Annotated in this window: 20 protein-coding genes and 1 tRNA gene; 15 read left to right on the forward strand and 6 right to left on the reverse strand. The window is 37.2% G+C overall.

Annotated features, from left to right (window positions below):
- Positions 1–69: 69 nt before the first annotated feature.
- Both xseA and xseB read left to right on the forward strand, forming a co-directional pair.
- A complete protein-coding gene (xseA, locus tag ACFS6I_RS04300) occupies positions 70–1,338 on the forward strand; it encodes an exodeoxyribonuclease VII large subunit (protein WP_380918396.1) in 1,269 nt (422 codons plus the stop codon).
- The gene (xseB, locus tag ACFS6I_RS04305) at positions 1,328–1,543 is read left to right on the forward strand and encodes an exodeoxyribonuclease VII small subunit (RefSeq protein ID WP_132771700.1); all 216 of its coding nucleotides are present in this window, start codon (positions 1,328–1,330) and stop codon (positions 1,541–1,543) included. Before xseA ends, xseB begins: the two co-directional genes overlap by 11 nt.
- Here xseB and ACFS6I_RS04310 read toward each other — a convergent pair whose 3' ends face one another.
- Positions 1,544–2,239, reverse strand: coding sequence for a FadR/GntR family transcriptional regulator (locus ACFS6I_RS04310; RefSeq protein WP_380918398.1), 696 nt, complete (start codon positions 2,237–2,239; stop codon positions 1,544–1,546). It lies immediately after the preceding gene.
- A gap of 303 nt (positions 2,240–2,542) precedes the next feature.
- Between ACFS6I_RS04310 and ACFS6I_RS04315 the strand changes: the two genes are divergently transcribed.
- From ACFS6I_RS04315 to ACFS6I_RS04345, 7 genes are read left to right on the forward strand one after another with little or no spacing between them, the layout of a single operon-like run.
- Entirely contained in the window at positions 2,543–3,466 is a 924-nt protein-coding gene (locus ACFS6I_RS04315; RefSeq protein WP_380918400.1) for a dihydrodipicolinate synthase family protein, read from the forward strand.
- 1 nt (position 3,467) lies between these two features.
- Entirely contained in the window at positions 3,468–4,583 is a 1,116-nt protein-coding gene (locus tag ACFS6I_RS04320) for a kelch repeat-containing protein (protein WP_380918402.1), read from the forward strand.
- Positions 4,584–4,604: 21 nt separating this feature from the next.
- Entirely contained in the window at positions 4,605–5,834 is a 1,230-nt protein-coding gene (locus ACFS6I_RS04325; RefSeq protein ID WP_380918404.1) for an MFS transporter, read from the forward strand.
- A 10-nt stretch (positions 5,835–5,844) separates the two neighbouring features.
- Entirely contained in the window at positions 5,845–7,890 is a 2,046-nt protein-coding gene (locus tag ACFS6I_RS04330; RefSeq protein ID WP_380918406.1) for a GDSL-type esterase/lipase family protein, read from the forward strand.
- A gap of 5 nt (positions 7,891–7,895) precedes the next feature.
- Positions 7,896–9,089 (forward strand): AGE family epimerase/isomerase, encoded by a 1,194-nt coding sequence (locus ACFS6I_RS04335; protein ID WP_380918408.1) that lies wholly within the window; start codon positions 7,896–7,898, stop codon positions 9,087–9,089.
- Positions 9,079–11,028, forward strand: a complete 1,950-nt coding sequence (locus ACFS6I_RS04340; protein WP_380918410.1) for a family 20 glycosylhydrolase — start codon at positions 9,079–9,081, stop codon at positions 11,026–11,028. The genes ACFS6I_RS04335 and ACFS6I_RS04340 overlap by 11 nt, the downstream gene beginning before the upstream one ends.
- An 18-nt stretch (positions 11,029–11,046) precedes the next feature.
- On the forward strand, positions 11,047–12,204 hold the full coding sequence (locus tag ACFS6I_RS04345; RefSeq protein ID WP_380918412.1) for a sialidase family protein: 1,158 nt from the start codon (positions 11,047–11,049) through the stop codon (positions 12,202–12,204).
- Between the two features lie 74 nt (positions 12,205–12,278).
- Here the strand turns inward: ACFS6I_RS04345 and ACFS6I_RS04350 are convergent, their stop codons facing one another.
- The 4 genes from ACFS6I_RS04350 to purD form a co-directional block, all read right to left on the reverse strand.
- Positions 12,279–12,992 carry a pirin family protein gene (locus ACFS6I_RS04350; RefSeq protein ID WP_380918414.1) on the reverse strand — a complete coding sequence of 238 codons (714 nt, stop codon included), beginning with the start codon at positions 12,990–12,992 and terminating at the stop codon, positions 12,279–12,281.
- 153 nt (positions 12,993–13,145) lie between these two features.
- Positions 13,146–13,886 carry an aspartate/glutamate racemase family protein gene (locus ACFS6I_RS04355; RefSeq protein ID WP_380918416.1) on the reverse strand — a complete coding sequence of 247 codons (741 nt, stop codon included), beginning with the start codon at positions 13,884–13,886 and terminating at the stop codon, positions 13,146–13,148.
- 439 nt (positions 13,887–14,325) lie between these two features.
- Positions 14,326–14,397 (reverse strand) — tRNA-Glu (locus ACFS6I_RS04360).
- Between the two features lie 89 nt (positions 14,398–14,486).
- The gene (gene purD / locus ACFS6I_RS04365; RefSeq protein WP_132771710.1) at positions 14,487–15,761 is read right to left on the reverse strand and encodes a phosphoribosylamine--glycine ligase; all 1,275 of its coding nucleotides are present in this window, start codon (positions 15,759–15,761) and stop codon (positions 14,487–14,489) included.
- Positions 15,762–15,935: 174 nt separating this feature from the next.
- On the opposite strand from purD, the gene ACFS6I_RS04370 reads away from it, so the two are divergent.
- The 6 genes from ACFS6I_RS04370 to ACFS6I_RS04395 all read left to right on the forward strand — a co-directional run bounded on the left by ACFS6I_RS04370 (position 15,936) and on the right by ACFS6I_RS04395 (position 24,044).
- Positions 15,936–18,551: a carboxypeptidase-like regulatory domain-containing protein gene (locus ACFS6I_RS04370; RefSeq protein ID WP_380918418.1), complete on the forward strand. Its 2,616-nt coding sequence runs from the start codon at positions 15,936–15,938 to the stop codon at positions 18,549–18,551.
- A 110-nt stretch (positions 18,552–18,661) separates the two neighbouring features.
- Positions 18,662–19,429 (forward strand): enoyl-CoA hydratase/isomerase family protein, encoded by a 768-nt coding sequence (locus tag ACFS6I_RS04375; protein WP_380918420.1) that lies wholly within the window; start codon positions 18,662–18,664, stop codon positions 19,427–19,429.
- A 110-nt stretch (positions 19,430–19,539) separates the two neighbouring features.
- Positions 19,540–20,223, forward strand: a complete 684-nt coding sequence (locus ACFS6I_RS04380) for a hypothetical protein (RefSeq protein ID WP_380918422.1) — start codon at positions 19,540–19,542, stop codon at positions 20,221–20,223.
- 78 nt (positions 20,224–20,301) lie between these two features.
- Positions 20,302–22,035: a phospho-sugar mutase gene (locus ACFS6I_RS04385; RefSeq protein ID WP_380918424.1), complete on the forward strand. Its 1,734-nt coding sequence runs from the start codon at positions 20,302–20,304 to the stop codon at positions 22,033–22,035.
- A gap of 8 nt (positions 22,036–22,043) precedes the next feature.
- Positions 22,044–22,586, forward strand: a complete 543-nt coding sequence (locus ACFS6I_RS04390) for an NUDIX hydrolase (protein WP_380918426.1) — start codon at positions 22,044–22,046, stop codon at positions 22,584–22,586.
- Between the two features lie 144 nt (positions 22,587–22,730).
- Positions 22,731–24,044 carry a hypothetical protein gene (locus ACFS6I_RS04395; protein WP_021189151.1) on the forward strand — a complete coding sequence of 438 codons (1,314 nt, stop codon included), beginning with the start codon at positions 22,731–22,733 and terminating at the stop codon, positions 24,042–24,044.
- Between the two features lie 47 nt (positions 24,045–24,091).
- Here the strand turns inward: ACFS6I_RS04395 and ACFS6I_RS04400 are convergent, their stop codons facing one another.
- Positions 24,092–24,922: an N-acetylmuramoyl-L-alanine amidase gene (locus ACFS6I_RS04400; protein WP_380918428.1), complete on the reverse strand. Its 831-nt coding sequence runs from the start codon at positions 24,920–24,922 to the stop codon at positions 24,092–24,094.
- Between the last annotated feature and the right edge of the window lie 518 nt (positions 24,923–25,440).

The raw sequence follows: 25,440 nt of genomic DNA on the forward strand, positions 1-25,440 counted from the left end.
AAAGAAATACAATCATGCACAAAAACGCATGATCAAAATATTTACATTTAATAATCTTATCTTTGATATATGCCGGAGGTAGTAGAAAACAGAACCATTTTTTCATTGTTAGAAGTAACGCGTAGCATCCAAAAAACTATTGCTGAGCGTTATAAGAGTTTGTATTGGATCAAAGCAGAAATGAATAAACTCAATCATTACTCTCATTCTGGACACTGCTACCCGGAGCTTGTCGAAAAGACAGAAGGAAAGATTGTGGCCGAGATCCGATCCATTTTATGGAAAGCAGACTACCAAAGAATCAACACGCAGTTTCTCAAAATTGCGCAGGAACCTTTGCGAGAAGGAATCACGATGTTATTTCAAGCTAGTATTTCTTATGATCCGATGTATGGTTTAAGTTTACGAATTGTCGATATCGATCCCACTTTCACTTTAGGAGAACTAGAAAAAGAAAGAATAAATAGTATCAATAAGCTAAAAGAAGAAGGGATTTTTGATTCAAATAGAAATCTACCTTTCCCCACTTTACCCAAAAGGTTGGCAATTATTTCTGTTGAAACCAGTAAAGGATTATCCGATTTTTATAAAATTATCAATCAAAACCCGTGGGGGTATAAAATAGAACAGACCCTTTATCCAGCCTTATTACAGGGGGACAAGTCCGTTCCGTCAATCATCAAACAATTATCAGTCATTGCTGAGCATTACGATGCTTACGATGCGGTTGCCATTATTCGTGGTGGCGGCGGGGAAGTTGGCCTCTCCAGTTACAATAACTATTTATTAGCAAAAGCGATTGCAATATTTCCACTCCCAGTTTTAACCGGCATCGGTCATTCAACAAATCTAACTGTGAGCGAGATGGTTGCTTATAAAAACGCCATTACACCAAGTGAATTAGCTGATTTTCTAATTCAGAAATTTCATAATTTCGCCATTCCTTTAGATCAACTGACAACACGGATACTGCAAAACACCACAACGATTTTTAAAGGTGAAAATGAAAAATTAAAATCACTTGCATCAGATATTAAATGGTCTTCACAGCGATCAATTCAGCAATCGAAAGTCGATTTAAACTCATTTGAAAAGGATTTAAAAATAAATATTGCCTACATCTTCCGTCAAAAATTTACCACTCTGGATCATCTTGAAAAAATGATCCAATTGGCAGATCCAGTCAGACTTCTAAAAAAAGGATATTCCATTACACAGGTGAATGGAGAACTTCTTGTATCAGTCGATCAGATTAAAGATAACGATATATTGACAACGCAAGTTTGGGATGGTGAGATTATCAGTGTAACTCAAAAAATTAACAAAAATGGAAAATAAATATACATATACCGACGCATTTGAAGAATTAGAAAAAATCGTCCAGGAAATTGAAACAGGTAATACAAATATTGATGCGCTTTCCGAAAAAATTAAAAGAGCATCAATATTGATTCAAATTTGTAGAGCACAGTTAACATCCACTGAAGAAGAGGTCAATCTTTTATTAAAGAACCTGACCCCTATCGAAAATGAAGAAGAATAACTAGTGTTTCAATAAGCGATGATAATGATTATCGAGATGTTTTCGCATCCCATCTCTAAAGGAGGAAACATCTCCTTCTTTCAGCAATACAATCAATTGCTTATGCGAAATAAAATCATTGGAAAAAAATTGTTGATTCAATAAACCACCATCGTGCACATATTGAAAAATTGGCAGTAACAACTCCTGGAATTCCATGAGCATCTTATTGCCTGAAATCTTATACAGCTTTCCATGAAAAGCGACTTCTTCCTGTATAAGGAATGATCGTCCGTCACTATTTCTCATCTCCATTTCAACAATTTCTTCCAGCTCAGCAATATCAGTTGCCGTTACTCTGTCAAAAATTAATTCCGCCATTCCGACCTCCAAAGCGAGCCGCATTTCAAAAATATCTTTCAACGTATCATCATCCATCATAGCCGGATGAAAAACTTTTTTTAAAGGAGTCAATAAGTTAGGATTCGTCAAAACTGCTCCCTTATTTTTTCGTGACTCAATTAACCCCATCATACGTAACCGTAAAAGAGCCTCTCTAATAACAGTTCTAGATACACCAAAACTTTCAGAAAGCTCCAATTCCTTTGGCAATGACTCTCCAATCTGAATATTACGAGCTCTAATTAAATCAATAATATGATTTTCTACTTTGTCTACTAAACTTGAAGTATCAATGCTCTCAAATTTCTCTAACATCGGACTTTTTATTATAATTTCTCACCATCTATCTTAGTCTGTACAAATGTTACACTTTTTTTTATCATTTACTTGCTATAGTAGAGATAAAAGAATAATTTTAATCATTCAAATGTATGACATAATGCTTTATTGTATTTTTAATCAAAATAGCATATGTTGCTAACAACGTCAAGAGTAACAATATCGTGCGTAAACTCATAAATAAATTAAAATACGTTATTAATTGAGCCTATGGAATATGTCACACAAATGATAAAAGGAAATAATTTAAAGACCAATTATAAAAAAATATTTACACGCATGAATAATCACAAATTACAGGGCTTAATTGCGGCGCCTTTCACACCAATGCTAGCAAATGGTGATTTAAATCTTGAATCTATCCCTGCTTATTATCAGTTACTGAAACAAAATCAGGTAGCTGGTGCATTTATCTGTGGGTCAACGGGCGAAGGTGTTTCATTAACCTTTGATGAAAGAGTAGCTATTATGCAAGCTTGGGCAGATACAACTGCCGGTGATAAAGAGTTTAAAGTACTTACCCTAGTAGGTGGAACAAATATTAGAGAATGTTGTTTACTTGCCACAAAAGCTGAACAGATCGGTTTGTTTGGCATTTCATTTACTTCACCTTTCTATTTTAAACCTGCCAATGTAGAACAGTTAGCGAAATGTTGTGAGGAAATTGCGGCGGCTGCGCCTAAAACAGCATTCTATTACTATCATATTCCAGTATTAACAGGAGGAAATTTTGCAATGATCGATTTACTGAAAGCAATTGATGGTAAAATTCCCAATTTTGTAGGAATAAAATATACACATGAGGACTTTATGGATTATCTCTCATGTCTAAATTTTGCCAATCGCAAATATGATATGCTATGGGGCAGAGATGAAAACATGTTATCAGCACTAGTCCTTGGTGCCAAAGGAGCTGTAGGAAGCACCTATAATTATGCTGCTCCTCTTTATCGAGCATTAATTGATGCATTTGATCAGGGAGATTTTGAAAAAGCAAATGCCTTACAGCAACAGTCAATTGATATGATCACTTTATTAGGAAAGTATGGTGGTATTGCTGTCGGAAAATCTTACATGAAACTCATAGGTTTAGATTGTGGAGCGTTTAGATTACCTGTCCGCAATATGACAGAAAAAGATTTTGAAAGATTTAAAGCCGATGTTGCATCGCTAAATTTTTCAAGTTTCAAATCAACTTTATAACATGATGAAAACTATTCCTCTTATCTTAAGCACACTCTTATTTATGCAATGTAGCACAACAAAAAATGTAGAAGAGATCAATTGGTCTGTTTCGGACTCTCTACCCAAAACGATTACCGGTCAAGTGCAACTTGGTGTTGCAGGACCTGTTGTAGGAATCCACAGCGATCATTTACTGATCGCTGGTGGCGCAAACTTTCCAGAAAAGATGCCTTGGGAAGGAGGAATAAAAAAATACCAGCATACAGCATATATTTATGCCATAAAGGATCATCATTTAGAGTTAACAAACACATACTCACTTAATACTTCCACTGCATATGCCTCAAATTGTAGTCAAGAAGAGGGAATCTATACCGCAGGTGGAGAAAATGAAATGGGCGCTTCGTCACAGTTTCAGATCTATGCCTGGAACGCACAACGGAATAGCTTCCAAGTAAATCAACTCCCCGATCTTCCAGTTCCTTTAAGCAACGCAAGTCTGGTGGCAAACGACAACAAACTCTATTTAATAGGTGGAGAAAATGCAACGCTTGTTTCAGATAAAATATACCTATACGATCAAAAATGGCAGGAATATATGCAACTTCCATATCCATTAACACATACGGTAGCCCTTGTTAAAGATCACTTTCTTTATCTATTTGGAGGGCGTACCAGACAGGTTAATGCGATCAGTACATTATATAAAACCTGTTATAAAATTAACTTAAAAACAAAAGAGATTATCCAAATCGCCGATTTGCCAGAAGCGCTTTCCGCAGGCACAGGATTCACAGATGATCAAGGTCACCTTTTCTTAATTGGAGGTGATAATGGTTCAACTTTTCACAAAGTTGAACAGTTAATCCTAGATATAGCACAAGAAACAAATCCAGATCGAAAAGAAAAATTGATACAAGATAAAGCAATCGTACAATCCAATCATCCAGGTTTTACCAAAAATGTATTGCAATATGACGACCATCTAAACAAATGGCATATCGCCAGCACTTTACCGACAGGATCACCTGTTACCACAACTGCTGTCTTTCATGACCAACAAGTATATATTCCATCGGGGGAAATTAAAGCAGGTATTCGATCTGCAGGAATATTAACAGGTACCATTAGATAACATCTAAATATAAACCAAATTATGATACAAAATAAAAAATATTATCCTTGGATTGTTGTTGGCCTACTTTGGGTGGTCGCATTACTCAATTACATGGACAGGCAGATTCTATCGACCATGCGTCCCACTATGCAGGTCGATATCACTGAACTACAGTCAGCAACTGTCTTTGGACAATTAATGGCCATATTCTTATGGATCTATGGACTGATGAGTCCTGTTTCAGGAATACTGGCTGATAGACTCAATCGCAAATGGCTTATCGTCGGCTCTTTATTTGTTTGGTCATTAGTCACCTCATTAATGGGATATGCTACAACCTATCCAGAATTAATGATATTGCGTGGTATTATGGGAGTTTCCGAAGCTATCTATATTCCAGCTGGTTTATCACTCATCTCAGATTTTCATTCTGATAAATCACGTTCACTAGCAATTGGTATCCACATGACTGGTTTATATACAGGACAGGCACTGGGTGGATTCGGGGCGACATTAGCAAGTTCTTATTCGTGGCACAGTACGTTCAAAATATTCGGTTTAATAGGAGTATTGTATGCTGTTGTACTGATGTTCTTTCTAGCAGAAGCTCCGGTAAGAACAAAAAAATCAGAACAAACAGAAAAACCCATCAATAGCTTCAAAGCGATAGGGATGTTGTTGAGCAATATCTCGTTTTGGGTCATCTTGTTTTATTTTGCGATACCAAGCTTACCAGGCTGGGCGACAAAAAACTGGTTACCGACTTTATTTTCGGAAAACCTCAATATATCAATGTCGCAAGCAGGTCCATTATCAACAATCACAATCGCGATATCCTCTTTCTTAGGAGTTATTTTTGGAGGGATATTATCTGACCGTTGGATCCAAAAGAATGTAAAAGGCCGTATCTATACTTCTGCAATTGGTTTATTACTCACAATTCCGGCTATGTTCTTAATCGGTTATGGGCAGCATATCTACCATGTTGTAGGAGCAGGATTGATGTTCGGTTTTGGCTTCGGCATGTTCGACGCCAATAATATGCCCATTCTTTGCCAATTTGTTCCCAGTAAATTTCGTGCAACAGCATATGGCATCATGAATATGCTTGGCGTTATGGCTGGTGCATTTATTACTAAAGTCTTGGGCGCATCTGCTGATGAAGGTAAACTAGGAAAAGATTTTGCGCTTTTGGCTGTCATTGTATTTGTCGTTGTCATCATTCAACTTGTTGTATTAAAGCCAAAATCAAATGCTTCGCTGGACTAAAAATATAATTTTGATCACATCTATTTTGGTGTATTCCTCCATAGCATTGTACGCTCAGAAAAGAGTGGCATGCATTGGCGATTCAATCACCAAAGGATTAGGTTTAAAAAAGGACAATAAAACATATCCCCAACAACTTCAAGAGTTATTAGGATCAAATTTTAACGTCCAAAATTTCGGATTTAGTGGAGCCACACTATTGAGCAAGGGACATAAGCCCTATGTCGAAACCCAGGAATATAAACAAGCACTGGCATTTCAACCTGACATTGCAATTATAGCGTTGGGCGTAAATGACACTGATCCTCGAAATTGGCCCAACTATGGCGATGAATTTGAACAGGATTACAGTACACTTATCAATAATCTCAGAAAATCAAATCCCGGTGTCTCCATATATATTTGTACCCTTACTCCTATTTTCAGCGGTCATACACGTTTCTTATCAGGTACAAGGGATTGGTACCGAGCCATCACTGTGTTGATACCAAAAATTGCCAAAAAGAATCAAGTTAAACTGATCAACATCAATGAACAATTAAAAAATAGAATTGATTTATTTGAAGATAATGTACATCCAAATATTGAAGGAGCGACCATAATTGCCAAACAAGTAAACCAAGCGATACAGGGAATCGCGCAGCCGCTTTCGGTTAAGGCCAACTTTGGAGATCATATGGTTTTACAACGAAACCAGGAAAATGCAATTATAGGAAAAGCATCATCCAACAAAAAGGTAACGTTAACATTCAATCACAAAACCTATCAAACTCAGTCCGACGACAATGGTGATTGGTCAATTCTACTTCCCAAAAGGAGTGCCGGAGGTCCATTTGATATTCAAATCCAAGCGGAAGATGAAGAGTTAAAAATAAACGATATACTTTTTGGCGATGTATATCTAGCATCTGGGCAATCCAATATGGCATTTGAGCTAAAAAATGCACGCGGAGGAGACAGTTTAATACAAATGAATGCCCCAAAAGTAAGGTTGTTTAAAAATACCAATTTAGTTCAGACCAATCCAACATCCTGGGACTTAAATACACTTGAAAAGATTAATAAATTAGATTTTTTCAGTGGAAACTGGACTTTACCAACACAAGAAAATAAGGCAAATTTCTCTGCAATAGCTTATGCCTTTGCGCTCGAGGTATCTTCTAGAACCAATATTCCAATTGGCATAGTCGAACTGGATGTCCCTGGATCCAATACCGAATCATGGATAGACCGTACAACATTAGAGCAAGATAATCTACTAGCAAGCTACATCCATAATTGGAGGAAATCAGATTTTATACAGGATTTTTGCCGTACTAGATCTGATCAAAATCTGGCACTGTCCTCCGCAAAATATCAACGTCACCCTTATGAACCCGCGTACAATTTTGAAGCCGGTATATCGCATTGGTTACATACGCAATTCACAGCTATTTTGTGGTACCAAGGAGAAAGCAATGCCCATAATATTGAGCTACACGAGCTATTATTTAAAACGCTCGTCAGTTCATGGCGCCAAAATTTTAAGCAAGACCTTCCTTTCTATTATGTGCAACTATCAAGTATAGAACGTCCTTCATGGCCGAGATTCAGAGACAGTCAGCGCAAATTGAATACAGAACTTGAAAACACCCATATGGTTGTTTCTTCAGATGTCGGCGATCGTTCGGATGTCCATCCTAAAAATAAGATCATTATCGGAAATCGATTGGCAAATCTAGCCCTTGCCCACGAATACAAATTCAAAATCAATGCAGATTATCCAACATTCGACCATTATACCATAAAAAACAGTAGGATCAAGGTCTATTTTAAAAACTGTAAATCACTTAAAACGAATAATAATCAACCTTTACAAGGATTTACACTGATCGATGAAAAGGGATATTCCTTACAGCCTGGAAAAATATCGATTCAAAAAAATTGTGTATCGATTGATATGCCAAGCGATAAAATCATAACAGAAATCCGATACGCATATTCACCTTATAGCACTGCAAATTTGGAAAATGAAGCAAACGTACCAGCTTCAACATGCAGTTTTAAAATTGACTAAAAACGATGTATACTTTAACACAACTCGAAGAACTCGAAAAATTTTATAAAACACAGCTTCTAGAAGATACTGTTCCATTTTGGTTTCCAAAATCATTTGACCATGAAAACGGTGGATTTTTACTCATGCGTGATCAGGACGGAAGTTTAATTGATGATGACAAAGCAGTTTGGATTCAAGGACGAGCAACTTGGTTACTGGCAACACTATACAACACAGTAGAACCCAAACAAGAATGGTTAGACGGAGCTAAATTAGGCTACGATTTTATCCAAAAACATTGCTTTGATACCGACGGACAAATGTTTTTCCATGTCACGAAAGATGGTCAGGCGATCCGTAAAAGAAGATACTATTTCTCCGAGACTTTTGCGGTTATTGCCTTTGCTGCCTATGCAAAGGCCTCAGGCAGTCAAGAAGCAGCCGAACAGGCTCGTGCTATTTTTGGGAAATGTATCCAATATGCTTCCGGAGAAATCAAATTAGCTCCTAAGTTTACAGATACAAGGCCTTCAAAAGGTATCGGAACGCCGATGATTATGATCAATACAGCACAACAACTACGTGACACAATCGGTGACCCCCGCTGTGATGAAGCCATCGCTAATTGGATAAATGAAATTGAAACCAACTTCGTGAAACACGACCTCAAAGTAGTCATGGAACAAGTGTCGCCGACAGGAGAAATCATCGATCATATTGATGGCAGAACCTTAAATCCCGGCCATGCCATAGAAGGAGCCTGGTTTATTCTACATGAAGCCCAATACCGCAACAACGATCCAAAGCTTATCGAATTAGGCTGTAAAATGCTTGACTATATGTGGGAAAGAGGTTGGGATAAAGAATTTGGAGGTATTTTATACTTTAGAGATCTATACAATAAGCCTGTACAAGAATATTGGCAGGATATGAAATTCTGGTGGCCTCAAAACGAAACTATCATTGCCACGCTGCTCGCGTATTTATTGACAGGAAACGAAAAGTATGCCGACATGCATCAAAAAATACATCAGTATGGCTATGAAAAATTTCACGATCAGAAGCATGGCGAATGGTTTGGATATCTCCATCGGGATGGTTCAATTGCACAGACTGCGAAAGGAAATCTATTCAAAGGACCATTCCATCTTCCACGTCAGGAATGGTATTGTTGTACAATTCTTAAAAACTTCTTAAAAGATAAAAATGAATCTTAAGCTCAAATACCTTAGCATTTTACTTGTTAGCATCAGTTTTTTTTCAATCTCGTCTGCACAAGAAAACTTAATTCCATTACCGATCAACATGGAATTGGGGGAAGCTATGCTTGATCTGAAGAAGGGGATTGTTGTAAATGAAAATAATACAGCACTAACGAATGAATATCAACTGGCCAACACCATTCTTGCAGATTGGAAAATAGGAACTAAAAAAGCTGGTCATAACAACAGTCTGCCGCTCCTAACACTTGAGCTATTAGGTGGTTTATCCGAAAATAAGGAAGCTTATCATTTAAAAATTGATGAGAAAGGAATCCACATAAAAGCACAAAATAGTGCAGGCATTTATTACGGACTACAAACATTAAGACAATTTTCAATTCAGCAAAAAAAGCTTTCATTTTGTGAGATCAATGACAAACCGGCATTCTCATGGCGGTCCTTCCTCGTTGATGTCGGACGAAATTATCAACCTCTTGCTATGCTAAAAGAACAGGTTGATATCATGGCACGTTATAAATTAAATGTTTTACACTTTCATTTTACAGAAGATATCGCTTGGCGTTTAGCCAGTAAAAAATACCCGGATCTTACCGATCCATCTTACATTACCAGAGGTAAAGGTGAACATTATACAGAACAAGAGTTCAAAGAACTCATAAATTATTGCAAATTACGCCATATCTTGCTTTTACCTGAAATTGATATGCCAGGACACAGTGATGCTTTCAAAAGATATTTTGGAGTAGGCATGCAAACGGACTCTGGTATGGTATATATTAAAGAGCTTTTAAAAGAATTCTCAGAAACCTATACCGATCTCCCCTATCTGCACATTGGAGGTGATGAAGTAAAAATCAGCAACAAAAACTTCATCCCTGAAATCACAAAATACGTTGAAGAATTAGGTTATAAAACAATTGGTTGGGATCCGGGCAGTAATCTTATGCCACAGACCATTCGCCAACTGTGGATGGGTGGTCCTAAAAAAATTCTAGATCAGGGGGACCATGTATTTATCGATTCCAAACATCTCTATATAAATCATATGGATCCTTTGGAAACTGTAACGACCTTATTTCATAGAAAAATTGGCGAACAAGATAAGGAGCATAAAAATCTGATCGGAGCAACCTTGTGTTCATGGCCAGATCGTGCAGTAGCCGAACCTCAGGATATGTTTGTCCAAAGCGCCGTATATCCCGCTCTTATCACTTTTGCAGAACGCAGTTGGCGAGGTGGTGGCCTAGCTGGCTGGACATGTAATATTGTGCAAGAAAGCCTTACTGGTTATCAAGAATTTAAAGCCTTTGAAACTAGACTGCTCCATCATAAAAACAGCTATTTTTCAGATAAACCATTTCCTTATGTCAAGCAAATAGGATTAAAATGGGAACTGATCGGACCTTTTCAAAATGAAGGCAATCTAGCAAAAACATTTCCAATAGAAACGAAACCATTTGCACCTGATATAACAGTTAAAAAAACAATAGAAGGTGGTACCGTGATATTGAGACATTGGTGGGCAGATATTGTACCAGGTACCCTTAATGATCCACAAGAGAACACAACTTGGTACGCACGTACGAAGATATGGAGTGAAAAAAGCGAGCATAAATTATTCTGGATCGGATTCAACAATCTATCCCGGTCATATGCAAGCAATACACCCCAATTACACACTTGGGATGATCTTGGAAGCCAAGTCTGGGTCAATAATAAAACGGTCGAACCACCTATTTGGAAGCATGCTGGTGCAAAAGGAGATTTAGAAACTCCTCTAGTAGACGAAGGTTACACTTATAGAGCACCGACAAAGATTTCATTAAAAAAAGGTTGGAATGAAGTTTTAATCAAATTACCGGTCAGCGATTTTAAAGGAGCCGATTGGCAAAATCCAGTAAAATGGATGTTTACATTTATACAGAGTAATTAATAACCAAAACATTATATCATGCAAAAATTATTTTTAACGTTTTCTATCCTGCTATCATCGACGATGCTCCAAGCACAAGAAACGACTGTTTTTAAATCGGGAGATGACGGTTACAAAAGTTACCGTATTCCAGCGATTGTCAAAGATAAAAGTAACAATCTGATTGCATTCTCCGAAGGCCGTGTTGAACATGCCGGAGACTATGGGAATGTCGATATCGTTTATAAAATCAGTTCTGACAATGGAAAAACATGGGGACCTTTACAGATAGCTGTAGATCAAGATAAATTACAGGCCGGTAACCCCGCGCCTATTGTTGATCTATTAGATCCACAATATCCAAAAGGACGAATTTTCTTGTTCTACAATACAGGAAATAATCACGAAGGAGATGTGAGAAAAGGAAATGGAATTCGCGAATGCTGGTACATCACTTCTACAGATGGAGGAAAAACGTGGGCTGCACCGACAAACATTACAACTTCAGTGCACCGTCCAAACCAACCTGCGTTCAACCCCAGTTATACTTTTAAGGAAGATTGGAGAACCTACGCAAATACTCCTGGCCATGCCTTACAATTTGATTCCGGAAAATATAAAGGCCGTATATACATTCCTGCAAACCATTCAGAAGGAGATCCAAAACCTGCAGGAAAAGATTATTTTGCCCATAGTTATTATTCCGACGATCATGGTAAAACTTTCAAAATCGGAAATACAATAAGTTTTGAAGGTGGAAATGAAACGATGGCCGCACAGATCTCCGAAACAGGATTGTATATGAATACCAGAAACCAACAGGGAAATGTACGAAACCGTATTGTTTCTTACTCCAATGATGGTGGAGCAACATGGGATACCACTTTCTATGATAAAAACCTGCCGGATCCTGTTAACCAAGGTTCTACCCTATCTTGGAAAAAAGGTAAAAATTATATCCTAGCTGTTTGCAATGCTGCTTCTCAAAAAGACCGAGATAATTTAACATTACGTATCAGTAAAGATCAAGGAAAGACCTGGTATTTTAACCATGTAGTAGCAAAAGCACCGGCAGGCTATAAAGATTCTTATGCTGCCTATTCAGATATCATTCTGATCAACAATAAAAAAATAGGTGTGCTTTATGAAAAGGATAATTATGAAACGATTGTTTTTGACACGGTGTCAATCAAATAGCAACCTGTTGCATGGAACTAAAAAAGTGTCAGTATCTTTAGATACTGACACTTTTTTACTATGTATCTAGAAATTTAAAACATGGGTACTTCAATCAATAAAACTTGAGCATCCGCTGTAGCACGCATATCAATTTCGTTTATTTCCCAAATTCCAACCGCATCTCTGCGATTTAACTTTTCTCCTGCTATTTCGATAGCCCCCTCTAAAACAAATACGTAAACACCATTTGCTTCGCTATGCAATTGATAATTAACGGTAGTATCCACCTCAATATCTGCTAAATTAAAATAAGCATCTTGATTAATAAATACCGCTTGAGTATCTGCTTTATTAGGAGAAACGATCGTCGCAAACTTATTTTTTCGATCTAAATCCAAGTACGACTTCTGATCATAACTTGGAGTCAATTGTCTTTCACTCGGGATAACCCAAATTTGAAGAAATTTAACAGGATCTACTTTGCTACCATTAAATTCAGAATGCGTAACGCCAGTTCCTGCGGACATAATCTGCACATCACCGGTCTGGATATCACGACTAGTTCCCATACTGTCCTGATGTGCCAAAACACCCGCTAACGGGATACTGACAATCTCCATATTATCATGAGGATGACGTCCAAAACCATTTCCTGCTTCAACAAAATCATCATTCAAAACACGTAATGCTCCGAAATTAACCTTATCCTGATCGAAATAATTTCCGAAACTAAAAGAGTGGGCACTTTTCAACCATCCAAAGTCAACATGACCACGTTTTTCTGATTTATGTATTATCTTTTGCATTTGATTATAATTATATGTTCAAACATACAAATAGCATACCAAGCTAGAAATCAATAAAATAATGGACTATTTAACATGACAGATTGACAAATCAGCTCCTAGAATTTATTTAAAAGACGCGGGGAAAACTTCCATACTTAAAATAATGAAGGATTATTTTAATTTATCAGGTGAAAAAGCATAAATAAGTGCTCTTGCTAATATCCGATTGGGATCAATTAAGGTCATGCCATTATGATCATTTTCTGGAAGAGCGAGTGGCAGTTCAGTACATCCCAAGACAATAATTTCTGCCCCTCCTTTTTTCAACTCGTCCATCGCGCTATGCAATTCCAGACGTACCTTGTTGGTAACAGGAGTTGACTGCGCTTTGATTCCATATTCCTTATCATATATAGCAGCATGTATCCGTTCTTGCCAATCTTCACTTGGTTCTACGATTTCGAAACCTTCTTTCAGTAACAAATCTCGATAAAGCCCGCTGTTACGCGTACCTGTAGTGGAAAGGATACCAACTTTTGCTTTTGAATATAATGCCTTCATGTAAGAAATCGTCTCATTAACGAGATGCAGTATTTTAATCTTTTGGTTCGTTTTGGCTAATTCCTGTTCGTACACACCATATATAGGATCTGCATGAGCAGTATTACACGGAATACCAACAATATTAACACCCGCACTTTCCATCTGTCGTGTGATTGCTGCTAAAGCTAGAGCAGGATTAACAGTGGAATGTCCCTTTAAATATTCCGATCGATCACCAATTAAGTTCGGAAATGAGTAAAGCATAACGGGTAAATGTTCCTGATCTGACAGCGCTATAGTTTCCTCAATAATTTTCTTATACAAGTCAAGCCCTCCTAAAGGACCAACACCTCCTACAATACCTATCATATTTCCTCCTTATCTAATCTAACTACCCCTTTCGCCATTTGCATGACCAAAAAGTTTGATTTTATTCCAAAAATAATTCCATTAAATATTTCATAGCATCGATTCCCAAATACGAATTCTAAAATGCTATGACACTTTTTCTTGACGCCTTATAATGGCTCTAAATCCAGAATCTGAACCTGTAGACCATAGCACATTCACACTTTTAAATACGCAAACCAAGTGCCAAAGGAACATGTCGATCTAGCACCTGAACATCCGCATTATTTTTTGTTAATGCACACGCTTTGAGCATGAATTTATGTGTTGATTTATTAAGTTTTTACTATTCATTTTGCGCTTTGCAAAATTGCATTTATACAGATAGAAAAAATCATACAGGTTTTTTTAGAAAAACATGGACATAAAAAAAGCGACTTAATTTCTTAAGTCGCTTTCGTAGCCCGTAGGGGAATCGAACCCCTGTTTCTAGAATGAAAATCTAACGTCCTAACCCCTAGACGAACGGGCCATTTGGCATCTCCAATAGGATACTTCCCTGTTTGGAGATGCAAATATAGATATTTTTATTAATCTTCCAAAAAAGAATTGAAAAATTTTTTAAATCAAATCAAAACCGATGTCTCTGCGGAAATATTTACCATCGAAATAGATTCTTCCAGCATCAGCAGTTGCCTGTTGAAGAGCATCAAATAACGTATCTTGCAATGTCGTTACTGCGATAACACGACCTCCTGCAGTCACAACATTACCGTCTTGCATGCTGGTACCTGCGTGAAATACAATCGACTCTTTTACATTTTCAATATTTGAAATCACCTTACCAGACTCATAGTTTCCAGGATATCCTCCAGCAACCAGCATAACAGTTACTGCCGTTTTTGGAGTAACAGTATAAGAGCGTGTTTCTAGATTACCTTGAGCAACACCTTCTAATAAGTCAATTAAATCGGACTCAATACGTGGCAAAACAGATTCTGTTTCCGGATCACCCATACGCACATTATATTCGATCACTAATGGTTCGCCGTCAACATTCATCAAGCCAATGAAAATAAATCCTTTATATGGAATATTATCTTTCTTTAATCCTTCAACAGTTGGCTTGATAATACGCTCCTCAACCTTACTTATAAAAGCCTCATCCGCAAAAGGAACTGGAGATATTGATCCCATTCCCCCTGTATTTAAGCCTGTATCCCCTTCTCCAATACGCTTATAATCTTTAGCTGAAGGCAATACTTTGTACGAGTTACCATCTGTTAAAACAAAAACGGACAATTCAATACCTTTCAAAAACTCTTCTACAACAACAACATCACTCGCTGCACCAAATTTAGAATCAGCGATCATCGCCTTCAGTTCCAACTTGGCATCTTCCAATGTTTCACAGATCAGCACCCCTTTTCCAGCAGCTAAACCATCAGCTTTCAATACAATTGGTAACTTTTGAGTTTCCAGATATGCAAGACCCTCCTCCAAATTTGTTTTATCAAAAGAACGTGAAGCGGCAGTAGGAATACCATGACGGTCCATAAATTGCTTAGAAAAATCTTTCGATCCTTCTAGTTGCGCACCTTCTTGCTGTGGACCGATAACAGGTATATGTTTTAAATCGGCACGGTTCAAGAAATAGTCATGAATACCTTTTACTAGAGGCTCCTCAGGGCCTACCAAAACCATGTTGACATCATTTTCAAGAACAAAACTTGCGATACCGTCAAAGTCAGTAACTTTTAATGCTACATTTTTACCATACGCACCTGTACCTGCATTTCCAGGAGCAATAAACAAATTTTGAAGACGCTTACTTTGCGAAAGTTTGTAGGCGAAGGCTGATTCACGACCGCCAGAACCAATGATTAGGATATTCATAGCACAAAGATATTTGTTTTAAGCTAATATTGATAGAAAATTTCTAATTGCATTGATATCAAATTCGAAACAACGGATTATTTAATAATTTTTCGTAATTTATTCCAAATTATTGACCCTCAATGTATGAATCTTAAGGCAAGCTTCTTTAGTTTATTATTCATAATTCCTTTTATGTCATTCGGACAAACGGATATCCGACAGTTCATCGATAAATTAGGAAATTATGCTGCAAGAAATCCAAAAGAAAAAATCCATGTTCATATGGACAAAGAAAGCTATTCCGCTGGCGAAAATATTTGGATGAAGCTTTACTGCACACTTACACCAGACAACCTCTTATCCGGAGTAAGCCAAGTTGCTTACATTGATTTAATATCTCCAGATAATAAAACAGTCAATACCTTAAAAATTCCCTTAACCGCTGGTTTAGGTATTGCGGATCTGGCATTATCAGACACCCTCATAGAGGGCTCCTATCGTATACGAGCATATACACAATGGATGAGAAATGATAGTACAGCCTACTTCTTTGACAAAACGGTGCCCATCTATAACGGCCGTTCGGATAATATTATGACCGGTGATGAAATCATCTTCGATGGAGAGAAAAAATACTATGCAATAAAACTAAAAACATTATCAGGAGTTCCCCTGCCAGAAATTAATATTAACTACAAAACCCATCTCAAGAATGGAAAACAAAGAGCCTCACGCGAAAAAACAGATCAGCAGGGTCAGCTATTGATTGATCTTAAAGATATACCTGCAGGTGAAATCATCAATTTGTCTTTTAAATCAATAGACGGAATAATAATTCGTAAAACATTTACCGTTCCAGCAGATAAATCAAGTAACAGCTTGCAAATATTACCCGAATCTGGCAACATTATAAACCAACTACACACTAAAATAGGCTTTAAAGCCCTTAATAGTAAAGGATTGGGAGAAAAGTGCGCCATCATCATTATGGACAGCAACAAGGAGAAGATAGTCGAGATGGAAACCAATCCGCTCGGTATGGTCAGCTATCCTTTTGTTTTGGATGCAAAATTAAAATATACAGCCATAGCGACATTTACCGACGGCACTAAAACAGAAACACCTTTTCCGACAATCAGGATGTCAGGACTAAACATGAATGTGGGCAATCTTACTGATGACAGGGTCTTTGTACAGGTTAATGCTAGCCCTGATCAAATCAATCAGCAAGAAATCTATCTTATCGCCCAATATAATGGAAACACCTTTCATGTTTCCAAGCAAAAATTGAATAAAAACGAAGTCCTTTTTTCCATCCCCAGACAAAATCTGCCTCAGGGAGTTATACAGTTATCCATATTGGATGCAACCCTAAAGCCTTTACTAGAAAGAATGATTTTCAACTATCGGTCTGATAAGATTCTTCCTATCGAAGCAACCGCTGATAAACCCACCTATGGAACCCGTCAAAAAGTAAACATTACCGTTTTAAGCGGAAACACCACAGATTCCATTCGAGTTGGTTCATTATCAGCATCAGTTGTTAATAGCAATAAAACCCAGATTGATACTCCTTATAAATCCAGCATATATACGTCCTTGCTCTTAAGTTCGGAAATAAATGGATTTATAGAAAACCCCAACTATTATTTTTCAGATAGCAAAGACATTAAAAAAAGTGATCTGGATAATCTGATGCTGATACAAGGATGGAGAAAATTAGACTGGACAAAAATAGATGATGTGTCTGATCCAAAATATAATTTTGAAAAAAATATATCCATATCAGGAACAATAAAAAAACTTGGTAGAAAAGCGGTTGTCCCAAAAGCAACAGTTACCCTGATCCCTACAACCAACATGACTGCCGCCATTGATACGCTGACGAACGAAGCTGGAAAATTTTCTTTTGATGACCTGTTATTTACTGACAGTATCAAATTCATTATGACGGCAAAATCCGATAAAGATAAAAATAGACTGGACATTGAGCTTGATGAAATCGAGGAACCAGAAAATGGTATCAATAAAAATTTACCTGAAGTACTGAACAATATAAACACCAAATACTTAGGAAATATCAAAAGTGCACAAGCCTACTTTGCACAGCTAGAAGCCGCTGGACTCAAACAGCGCTCCATACAACTCGAAGAAGTTAAAATTACCCGCACAGCAATAAAAAAGGCCGTTGCCAATTCAAGTAACTTAAATGGACCAGGCAATGCCGATCAAGTACTTACAGAAGAGGATCTATCAAACTGCAGTACTTTAGAACAATGTCTAGTCGGACGACTCACAGGTGTGATGTGGAGGAACGGTGTACCTTACAATACCCGGGGCAACGGTCCTATGCAGGTTGTCCTTGACGGCATGTACATCGAAGGTGATCAGATCTCGATGTTAAGTGCCGCGGATGTAGGGAGTATTGAGGTCCTGAGAAACATTAATCATACTGCAATCTATGGTTCATTTGGAGGCAATGGTTTAATTGTAATCACAACAAAAAGAGGCAATGGTGCTACAACTGCATTTAAACCAACAGGCATTCGTACCATTATACCTAAAGGCTTTAACCTGAGTCGGACATTTTATAAACCGAGCTATGAAGCAAAAGATGTATCAAGAATAGTTTCAGATTTAAGAACGACAATACACTGGGAACCCAACATCATTACCGATCAAGTTGGAAAAGCAAGCTTCGATTTTTATACTTCGGACGAAAAAGGTCCATATACAATAATTTTGGAAGGTATTGACTTCAATGGAAAGGTAGGCCGGAAAGAACTTAATATAAATGTGGTTGAATAAATTTACAAGAACAGAAATCTTATGAAATATCCATGTAGTACAACTGCACAAACATGCTTAAATGTACTTTGGATATTCCATATGACAGCTGAAAATCAAATTATTTACATATGAAACATATACAAATCAAAACGGAAGACCGTATCGCGAACATATTTTTAGACCGAGGAAAATCCAATGCCATGGATACCGTGCTGCTTGAAGAACTAAATGCTTGTATAAACGATTTAAAAGTCGACCCAGCTATTGAAGGTGTTATCATTCATGGCAAAGAAGGTTTTTTCAGCGCCGGTTTAGATCTGATCACATTATATGAATACAATGAAACCGAAATCAGAGCCTTCTGGTCGCTCTTTTTCAAAACAACGCGTGATCTGGCTTCGTTCCCAAAACCAATTGTATCCGCAATTTCGGGTCATAGCCCTGCAGGAGGATGTGTTATCGCAATCTGTTGCGATTATAGGATCATGGCAGAAGGAAATTTTATTATCGGCCTAAACGAAATTCCAGTTGGATTAATTGTACCAGAAAGTATATTTCACCTCTACAGTTTTTGGCTGGGGAAAGGGAATGCCTATCGCTTTTTACTCGAAGGGAAATTACTGTCTCCACAAGAAGCCCTTGCAGTCGGTCTTGTTGATGAAGTCGTGCCGGCAAATGCGATTCACACAGCCGCTTTACGCAAGATCAAATCAGTAACACAGTTTGATAAAGAGACCTGGAAAACCTGTAAATTGAACTTCAGAAAAAAACTTCTAGAAAACCTCGGCGCAAAAGAGGAAGAAACGATTGAAAAAATATTAGAGCAATGGTGGAAGCCCTCAACTCGTAGTATTCTAAAAACAATCATACACAATTTAACGAACAAAACTAAATAAGTCAATTAATTTAAGATTAACGTACAACGTATTTGAATAAAGCAACCGTTGTTCTATTTTTGTAATTAACTCGGATTAATAAAAATCCGCTCAAGTAGATGATAATAACCATGGTGAAAAAAATATTGGGAGTCTGGCTCATTGCAGTTTTTCTTTTCAGCAGTTGCAATAGAACTGCTGAAAAAAAGGAAAGTCAACTGGATTCTATCGATACGATAGCAAAAGATACACTGCCGATCCCATCAGATTCAACAGATACGATCCAAGAACAAGCACCACAGGGCGAATCATTAGACGCGGCCATAATGAATATTATTCAAGCATTTAACAAACAAGATTCCAAGGCTTTAAACAATTATATTGACAAAACGGTCGGTTATTACACCATCTATAGACCTGGAGTGCAAGCCATCTATACACATGCTGTGGCTTTTGATTTCAATCATCCAATACCCGATTATTACCCTTATCCGCATACCAATTTCTTAGGAAAGATTACTATAGGGCAATTGCCGGTATATGACTGCGGAAAAGAAGCCTGGAATAAAAAGGGGTTATTTTGTAATAACAAACAACATCCAACAGAACTATCGCATACCGCAAAATTCATGAACGAGATCTCGGATGCTAAAATATCAAATGCTGAAATTCAAAAACTAAAAGCTTTAGAAGCTAAAAGTTACCGCGTCATACTAACCGATAAAAACGCTCCACTTATTTTCCACATCACAAATAAAAATGGTAAGTGGATATTTACGGTACTTGATCGTGCTTATGGTGGATGTGATGCCTAACAATAATGATTTATTTCACATTAAAAGCATTACATTCCTAAAAAATATTTAATTTGACAGTTTAAATTCACAATAACAATGAATAGTCTGGATCAGGAATTACAAGCAAAAGTCAACCAATGGCTTAGCTCAGAATACGATGAAGCAACAAGAGCTGCTTTACAAATTTTAATTGATAACAACGAAGTAACTGAACTAACAGATTCATTCTATAAAGATTTAGAATTTGGTACAGGAGGTTTACGTGGCATCATGGGTGTAGGATCCAATAGGATAAATAAGTATACCATCGGTAAAGCAACTCAGGGGTTGGCAAACTATCTAAAAAAGCAATTTCCAAATCAGGTCATTAAAGTAGCTGTAGCTTACGACAGCCGCAACAACTCGCAAAGCCTAGGAACGCTGGTGGCTGATGTATTTGCGGCAAATGGAATCCAAGTATATTTATTTAATGAACTGCGTCCAACACCTGTACTATCATTTGCAATCCGTCACTTTGGCTGCCAAAGTGGTGTCATGCTTACCGCCTCACATAATCCAAAAGAATATAATGGCTACAAGGCCTATTGGAACGACGGATGCCAATTAACAGCTCCGCACGATACAAATGTCATTACAGAAGTTAATGCTATCCATAGCGTTTCGCAAATATCATTTCAGCCAATTCCAGAAAATATTATACCTGTAGGTGATGAAATTGATAAAATTTACATTAATGAAAATAAAAAATTAAGTATCCACCCGGAGGCTGTAGAAGCTCAGAAAGATCTTAAAATCGTATTTTCTCCCATTCATGGAACAGGAATTACAATTGTTCCAAAATTATTGGAAGCGTGGGGATTTAACAATGTTTCCATTGTAGAAGAACAAGCCACTCCCGATGGTAATTTTCCAACGGTTATTTATCCTAATCCAGAAGAAGAAGATGCAATGGCATTGGCCAAGAAAAAAGGTGAAGAGCTGGATGCTGATCTCGTACTAGCGACAGATCCTGATGCTGATCGCGTTGGAATCGCAGTTAAAAACGATAAAGGTAGTTTTCAATTACTGAACGGTAACCAGATCGGTAGTCTACTTGTTTATTATGTATTAAGTTCTAAAAAAGAACAAAATCAACTTAATAACAATCCCTATGTTGTAAAAACAATCGTCACAACAAATCTTCAAGCTGAAATTGCCAATCATTTTAATGTACCTTACTACGAGACCTTAACTGGATTCAAATATATTGGCGAACTAATGACCAAATTAGGCGATTCAGCAACATATTTAGTTGGCGGAGAAGAAAGCTATGGTTACTTAGTAGGAAGCCTTGTACGTGATAAGGATGCCCCAAATGCATGCGCATTCTTAGCAGAGATGACAGCCTATTACAAATCGAAAGGCAAATCTTTGTATGAAGTTCTGCTTGACCTGTATCAAGAATTTGGATGCTACCAAGAAAAATTAGTTTCATTAACTAAAAAAGGTAAAGCAGGTGCAGAAGAAATCAAAGCGATGATGAGTAACCTGCGTGCCAATTTGCCTAAATCTTTAGGAGGCATCGCAGTTGTAGAAGTTCGTGATTATGAAAATTCGGTCGCCATAGATATAGCCACCGGTACTAAAAAAGTCATTGATCTCCCGAAATCGGACGTCTTACAATTTATCACAGTAGATGGTGATGTTATTTCTGCGAGACCATCAGGAACAGAACCTAAAATAAAATTTTATTGCTCAGTAAAAGCACCATTAACAGCTAAATCGCACTATGAACAGCTGCAAAAAGAGTTAGCCACAAAAGTGGACCGAATGATGGCCGATATTATTTAATCGTACGAATGGAAAAGTGGAAATTACTATCATCAGAATATATCTCAAAAGCACCTTGGGCTACCTTACGGAGGGATACCTGTCAGTTGCCTAACGGCAGTATTAATGATCATTATTATGTGCTAGAATATCCAAACTGGGTCAATATGGTCGGTATAACGGAAGACAATAAGTTGATCGTCATCAAACAATATAGGCACGCTGCAGGCGAGGTTATTCTTGAAATACCGGCAGGAACGATGGAAGAAGGAGAAGATCCACAATTTACAGCGGAGCGAGAAATGCTTGAAGAGACAGGTTATTCCTTTACCAAGATTGAAAAAATTGCGGAACTTTATGCCAACCCTGCTACAAGTAAAAATATTACACATACTTACCTCATGCAGGGAGGAAAGAAGACCCAGGAGCAAGACCTGGATGAAAGTGAGCAAATAGATGTTTATTTGATTTCTATCGAGGAAGCAAAAGAATTGCTGTTGCAAAATAAATTTGGTCAGGCACTTCAAAGTTCAGCCTTATTTTATGCCTTTCACAAATTGAAAATATTTTAAGCATAATTGAGTTAAAATTTTATGCAGACCGGCCACAAAAGGGTTATTTTGATATCAAAATAACCCTTTTGTTATAAATTGATCAAATATCATCTTCCCTCCTATTCCTTTTCTGCAGGCTATCATTTTTTGTACCTTTGTACCATGGTAAGAGAAATATTTGAAACCAAAAGAAAAGCACTGAAAATAAATCTGAATCCGGAGATTTACGGCACCTTTGCTGAAATTGGAGCGGGTCAAGAAGTTGCACGTAACTTTTTCAATGCAGGGGCGGCATCTGGAACAATCGCCAAAACAATGTCGGCTTACGACATGACTTTTAGCGATGCCATCTACGGAGAAGAAGAGGATGGCAGATATGTAAGCCGCACGCGTTTAACGAAAATGCTAAAACACGAGTTCGATTTATTAACCAAGCGCTTACATGGTGAAAAATACTGTAACAAAAAGTTCTTCGCTTTTGCCGACACCGTTACTACGCTAAACTTTACAAAAACAAATGAACCTCATGGTTGGATTGGTGTCAGATTTCAACACGAAGTCGACGGCCCTACCAACGATATCATTATACACGTAAGACTGCTCGATAGCGACAACCAGCTACAACAAAAAGTATTGGGTATCATTGGAGTCAACCTCCTTTTCGCAGCCTATTATTATACCGATAACGTGCAGACGATGATTGAGTCGTTAGTCGACAATCTATCTGTAGGCTCTGTAGAAATTGATCTTGTAAAAGTAACTGGCCCGTTGTTTGAAAATGTCAATGAAAGATTGATCAATTTATACCTCATTGCTAAAGGTTTTGCAAAAGCCGCAATCTTTAAACCAGATGGCAAAGCCGCACAGATCAAAGATTACCTTTACAAAAAGAATATCATTCTTCTAAGAACGAAATATAGACAAAAATCTCTGCCTAACTTTGATCTATTCAATCTTGCTGTAGATCAATTTAAGAAAAACACAGGCGCAACATCAGAAAACACGGTAGTCCTGATAGAGGTACTAATGGGTAATGTACTTGAAGAGGATCATATCATTACCGATAAAGATCTCGAAGAATTTGCACACCGTGCCGAAGAGCTATGTTCAACAGGCAATAATATCATCGTCAGCAATTTTAGAAGAAATAATCATCTTGCTGAGTTTATCAATAATTTCAAACCAAAAAATATTGGTATTGCGACCAACGTTTCCAATTTAAGAAATATCTTTAATTCGGATAATTACAACAAGGAGCATTACACCAATGAACTTCTATCCTATATTTCGGGAATGTTCAATAAGAATATCAAGCTATATGCATACCCATACTTATTGAAAAAAGAAAATAAGATTATCACCACAAAAAATATGGCCGTTTCTGAAGAAGCCAAACCATTATTTGATTTCTTAATTAAAAATGGCTACATCATAGACATTGAAAATTACGATATCAAATATGTGAAGACGGTATAGATGTCACAATAACAATAAAGAGCTCCAAAATTTGGAGCTCTTTATTGTTATAAGAACTTCTTATAGATCGAATATAATATTTTCAGATCATTTTCCTTCAGCGTAGCGACATTAGCATTCGTCTGGATGTAATGCTGTTTAAAAGCCTTAATAGCTGCATCCAAATTCTTCACATCGTATCCAATAATTCTCAAAGCCAGTTTTGGATTAAAGTCAATTGGGGGAGTTTCCAGATATTCTTCGTACCAGTAACCGAAACCCTTATCTGCTAATACCTTCCAGGGAAATCGTGATGGATCATTTTTACGAGTTGGAGCTAAGTCCATATGACCAATGAAGTTTGCTTGAGGGATGTTATATTTCACTTTAAGATACGAAAGTAACTCGGTCAGCGCATTAATCTGTGCATCTGTCCAAGGATCTGTTGTTCCATTATTATCTAATTCAATTCCAATAGAAGAAGAATTTAGATCCGTATCATTACCCCATTTACCAATTCCTGCATGATGTGCACGATAATAATCATTGACCATCTGCACCACTTTACCGGTACGGCCAACAACATAATGAGCACTTACACCCGCCTTTTCAGAATGAAAGGTACGTATGGTCTGTCCCAGTGAATCCTGAGCAGTATGATGAATGACAACATAGTTTGGTTTGCGAATCCCAAAGTTTATCGATGCGATCCATTCTTTTTCAACCGATAGCGGTAATTTACCGATAGCTTGGTTGATAACAGGACTTGTAGCATATTCTTTGGCAAGTAACTTTGCTTTTTTCTTATAGACTTTCTCAGTTACGGCATACCTACCTGTCGAACAGGAAGCAAATAGCGCTGTCATCACTAAAAAAGTTATTGTTGATTTTACTTTCATTATTAATATAATTACTTCAGGAGCACTTCATCTCATTTATGCATGATTTAATACGAATTCCAACATCTTGCTTTTCCGTCCAGTAAATATTCCTTCAGCAAGCTATTCACAAAAAAGACAATCCGCGTCGTTAGTTAAGTCATGTAAACTTGAACTTGGATTTTCATTAAAACACAAAACAAACTTAGATAAATTTGTTTTATTTACAATTATAATTGCATCATATATAAGACATCTTCTTTCTTTTACCTTTTTTGAGATTCATCATTTAGCTATGACAATCCTCTCTCTACTGCCGCTACAAATGAATTATATTTAATCTTACTTCCTCAAAAAGTTAAGGTATTGAGCTGTCCACCATCCATCATGAGCAACATCCTAAAGATGACATGCTCAATATTATCTTTTACAAAAAAAGCCTTCATCTGTATAAGATGAAGGCTTTTTTATTTTATTTGTCCCGTCCTGAAATAAGTTGACATCTAACTCAGCTTATTATGAAAAAAGAACTAAAGAAC

It is taken from the genome of Sphingobacterium anhuiense (assembly GCF_042686355.1).
In the GTDB taxonomy this organism is placed as follows: domain Bacteria; phylum Bacteroidota; class Bacteroidia; order Sphingobacteriales; family Sphingobacteriaceae; genus Sphingobacterium; species Sphingobacterium anhuiense.

Bases quoted from the DNA above. Each gene is read 5' to 3' on its own strand.
- ACFS6I_RS04350 (WP_380918414.1), bottom strand. From the start codon at position 12,992: ATGCAAAAGATAATACATAAATCAGAAAAACGTGGTCATGTTGACTTT.
- ACFS6I_RS04340 (WP_380918410.1), top strand. From the start codon at position 9,079: ATGAATCTTAAGCTCAAATACCTTAGCATTTTACTTGTTAGCATCAGT.
- xseB (WP_132771700.1), top strand. From the start codon at position 1,328: ATGGAAAATAAATATACATATACCGACGCATTTGAAGAATTAGAAAAA.
- ACFS6I_RS04375 (WP_380918420.1), top strand. From the start codon at position 18,662: ATGAAACATATACAAATCAAAACGGAAGACCGTATCGCGAACATATTT.
- ACFS6I_RS04345 (WP_380918412.1), top strand. From the start codon at position 11,047: ATGCAAAAATTATTTTTAACGTTTTCTATCCTGCTATCATCGACGATG.
- ACFS6I_RS04380 (WP_380918422.1), top strand. From the start codon at position 19,540: ATGGTGAAAAAAATATTGGGAGTCTGGCTCATTGCAGTTTTTCTTTTC.
- ACFS6I_RS04370 (WP_380918418.1), top strand. From the start codon at position 15,936: ATGTCATTCGGACAAACGGATATCCGACAGTTCATCGATAAATTAGGA.
- ACFS6I_RS04310 (WP_380918398.1), bottom strand. From the start codon at position 2,239: ATGTTAGAGAAATTTGAGAGCATTGATACTTCAAGTTTAGTAGACAAA.
- ACFS6I_RS04395 (WP_021189151.1), top strand. From the start codon at position 22,731: ATGGTAAGAGAAATATTTGAAACCAAAAGAAAAGCACTGAAAATAAAT.
- ACFS6I_RS04385 (WP_380918424.1), top strand. From the start codon at position 20,302: ATGAATAGTCTGGATCAGGAATTACAAGCAAAAGTCAACCAATGGCTT.
- ACFS6I_RS04320 (WP_380918402.1), top strand. From the start codon at position 3,468: ATGATGAAAACTATTCCTCTTATCTTAAGCACACTCTTATTTATGCAA.
- ACFS6I_RS04400 (WP_380918428.1), bottom strand. From the start codon at position 24,922: ATGAAAGTAAAATCAACAATAACTTTTTTAGTGATGACAGCGCTATTT.
- purD (WP_132771710.1), bottom strand. From the start codon at position 15,761: ATGAATATCCTAATCATTGGTTCTGGCGGTCGTGAATCAGCCTTCGCC.
- ACFS6I_RS04335 (WP_380918408.1), top strand. From the start codon at position 7,896: ATGTATACTTTAACACAACTCGAAGAACTCGAAAAATTTTATAAAACA.
- ACFS6I_RS04355 (WP_380918416.1), bottom strand. From the start codon at position 13,886: ATGATAGGTATTGTAGGAGGTGTTGGTCCTTTAGGAGGGCTTGACTTG.
- ACFS6I_RS04390 (WP_380918426.1), top strand. From the start codon at position 22,044: ATGGAAAAGTGGAAATTACTATCATCAGAATATATCTCAAAAGCACCT.
- ACFS6I_RS04315 (WP_380918400.1), top strand. From the start codon at position 2,543: ATGAATAATCACAAATTACAGGGCTTAATTGCGGCGCCTTTCACACCA.
- xseA (WP_380918396.1), top strand. From the start codon at position 70: ATGCCGGAGGTAGTAGAAAACAGAACCATTTTTTCATTGTTAGAAGTA.
- ACFS6I_RS04325 (WP_380918404.1), top strand. From the start codon at position 4,605: ATGATACAAAATAAAAAATATTATCCTTGGATTGTTGTTGGCCTACTT.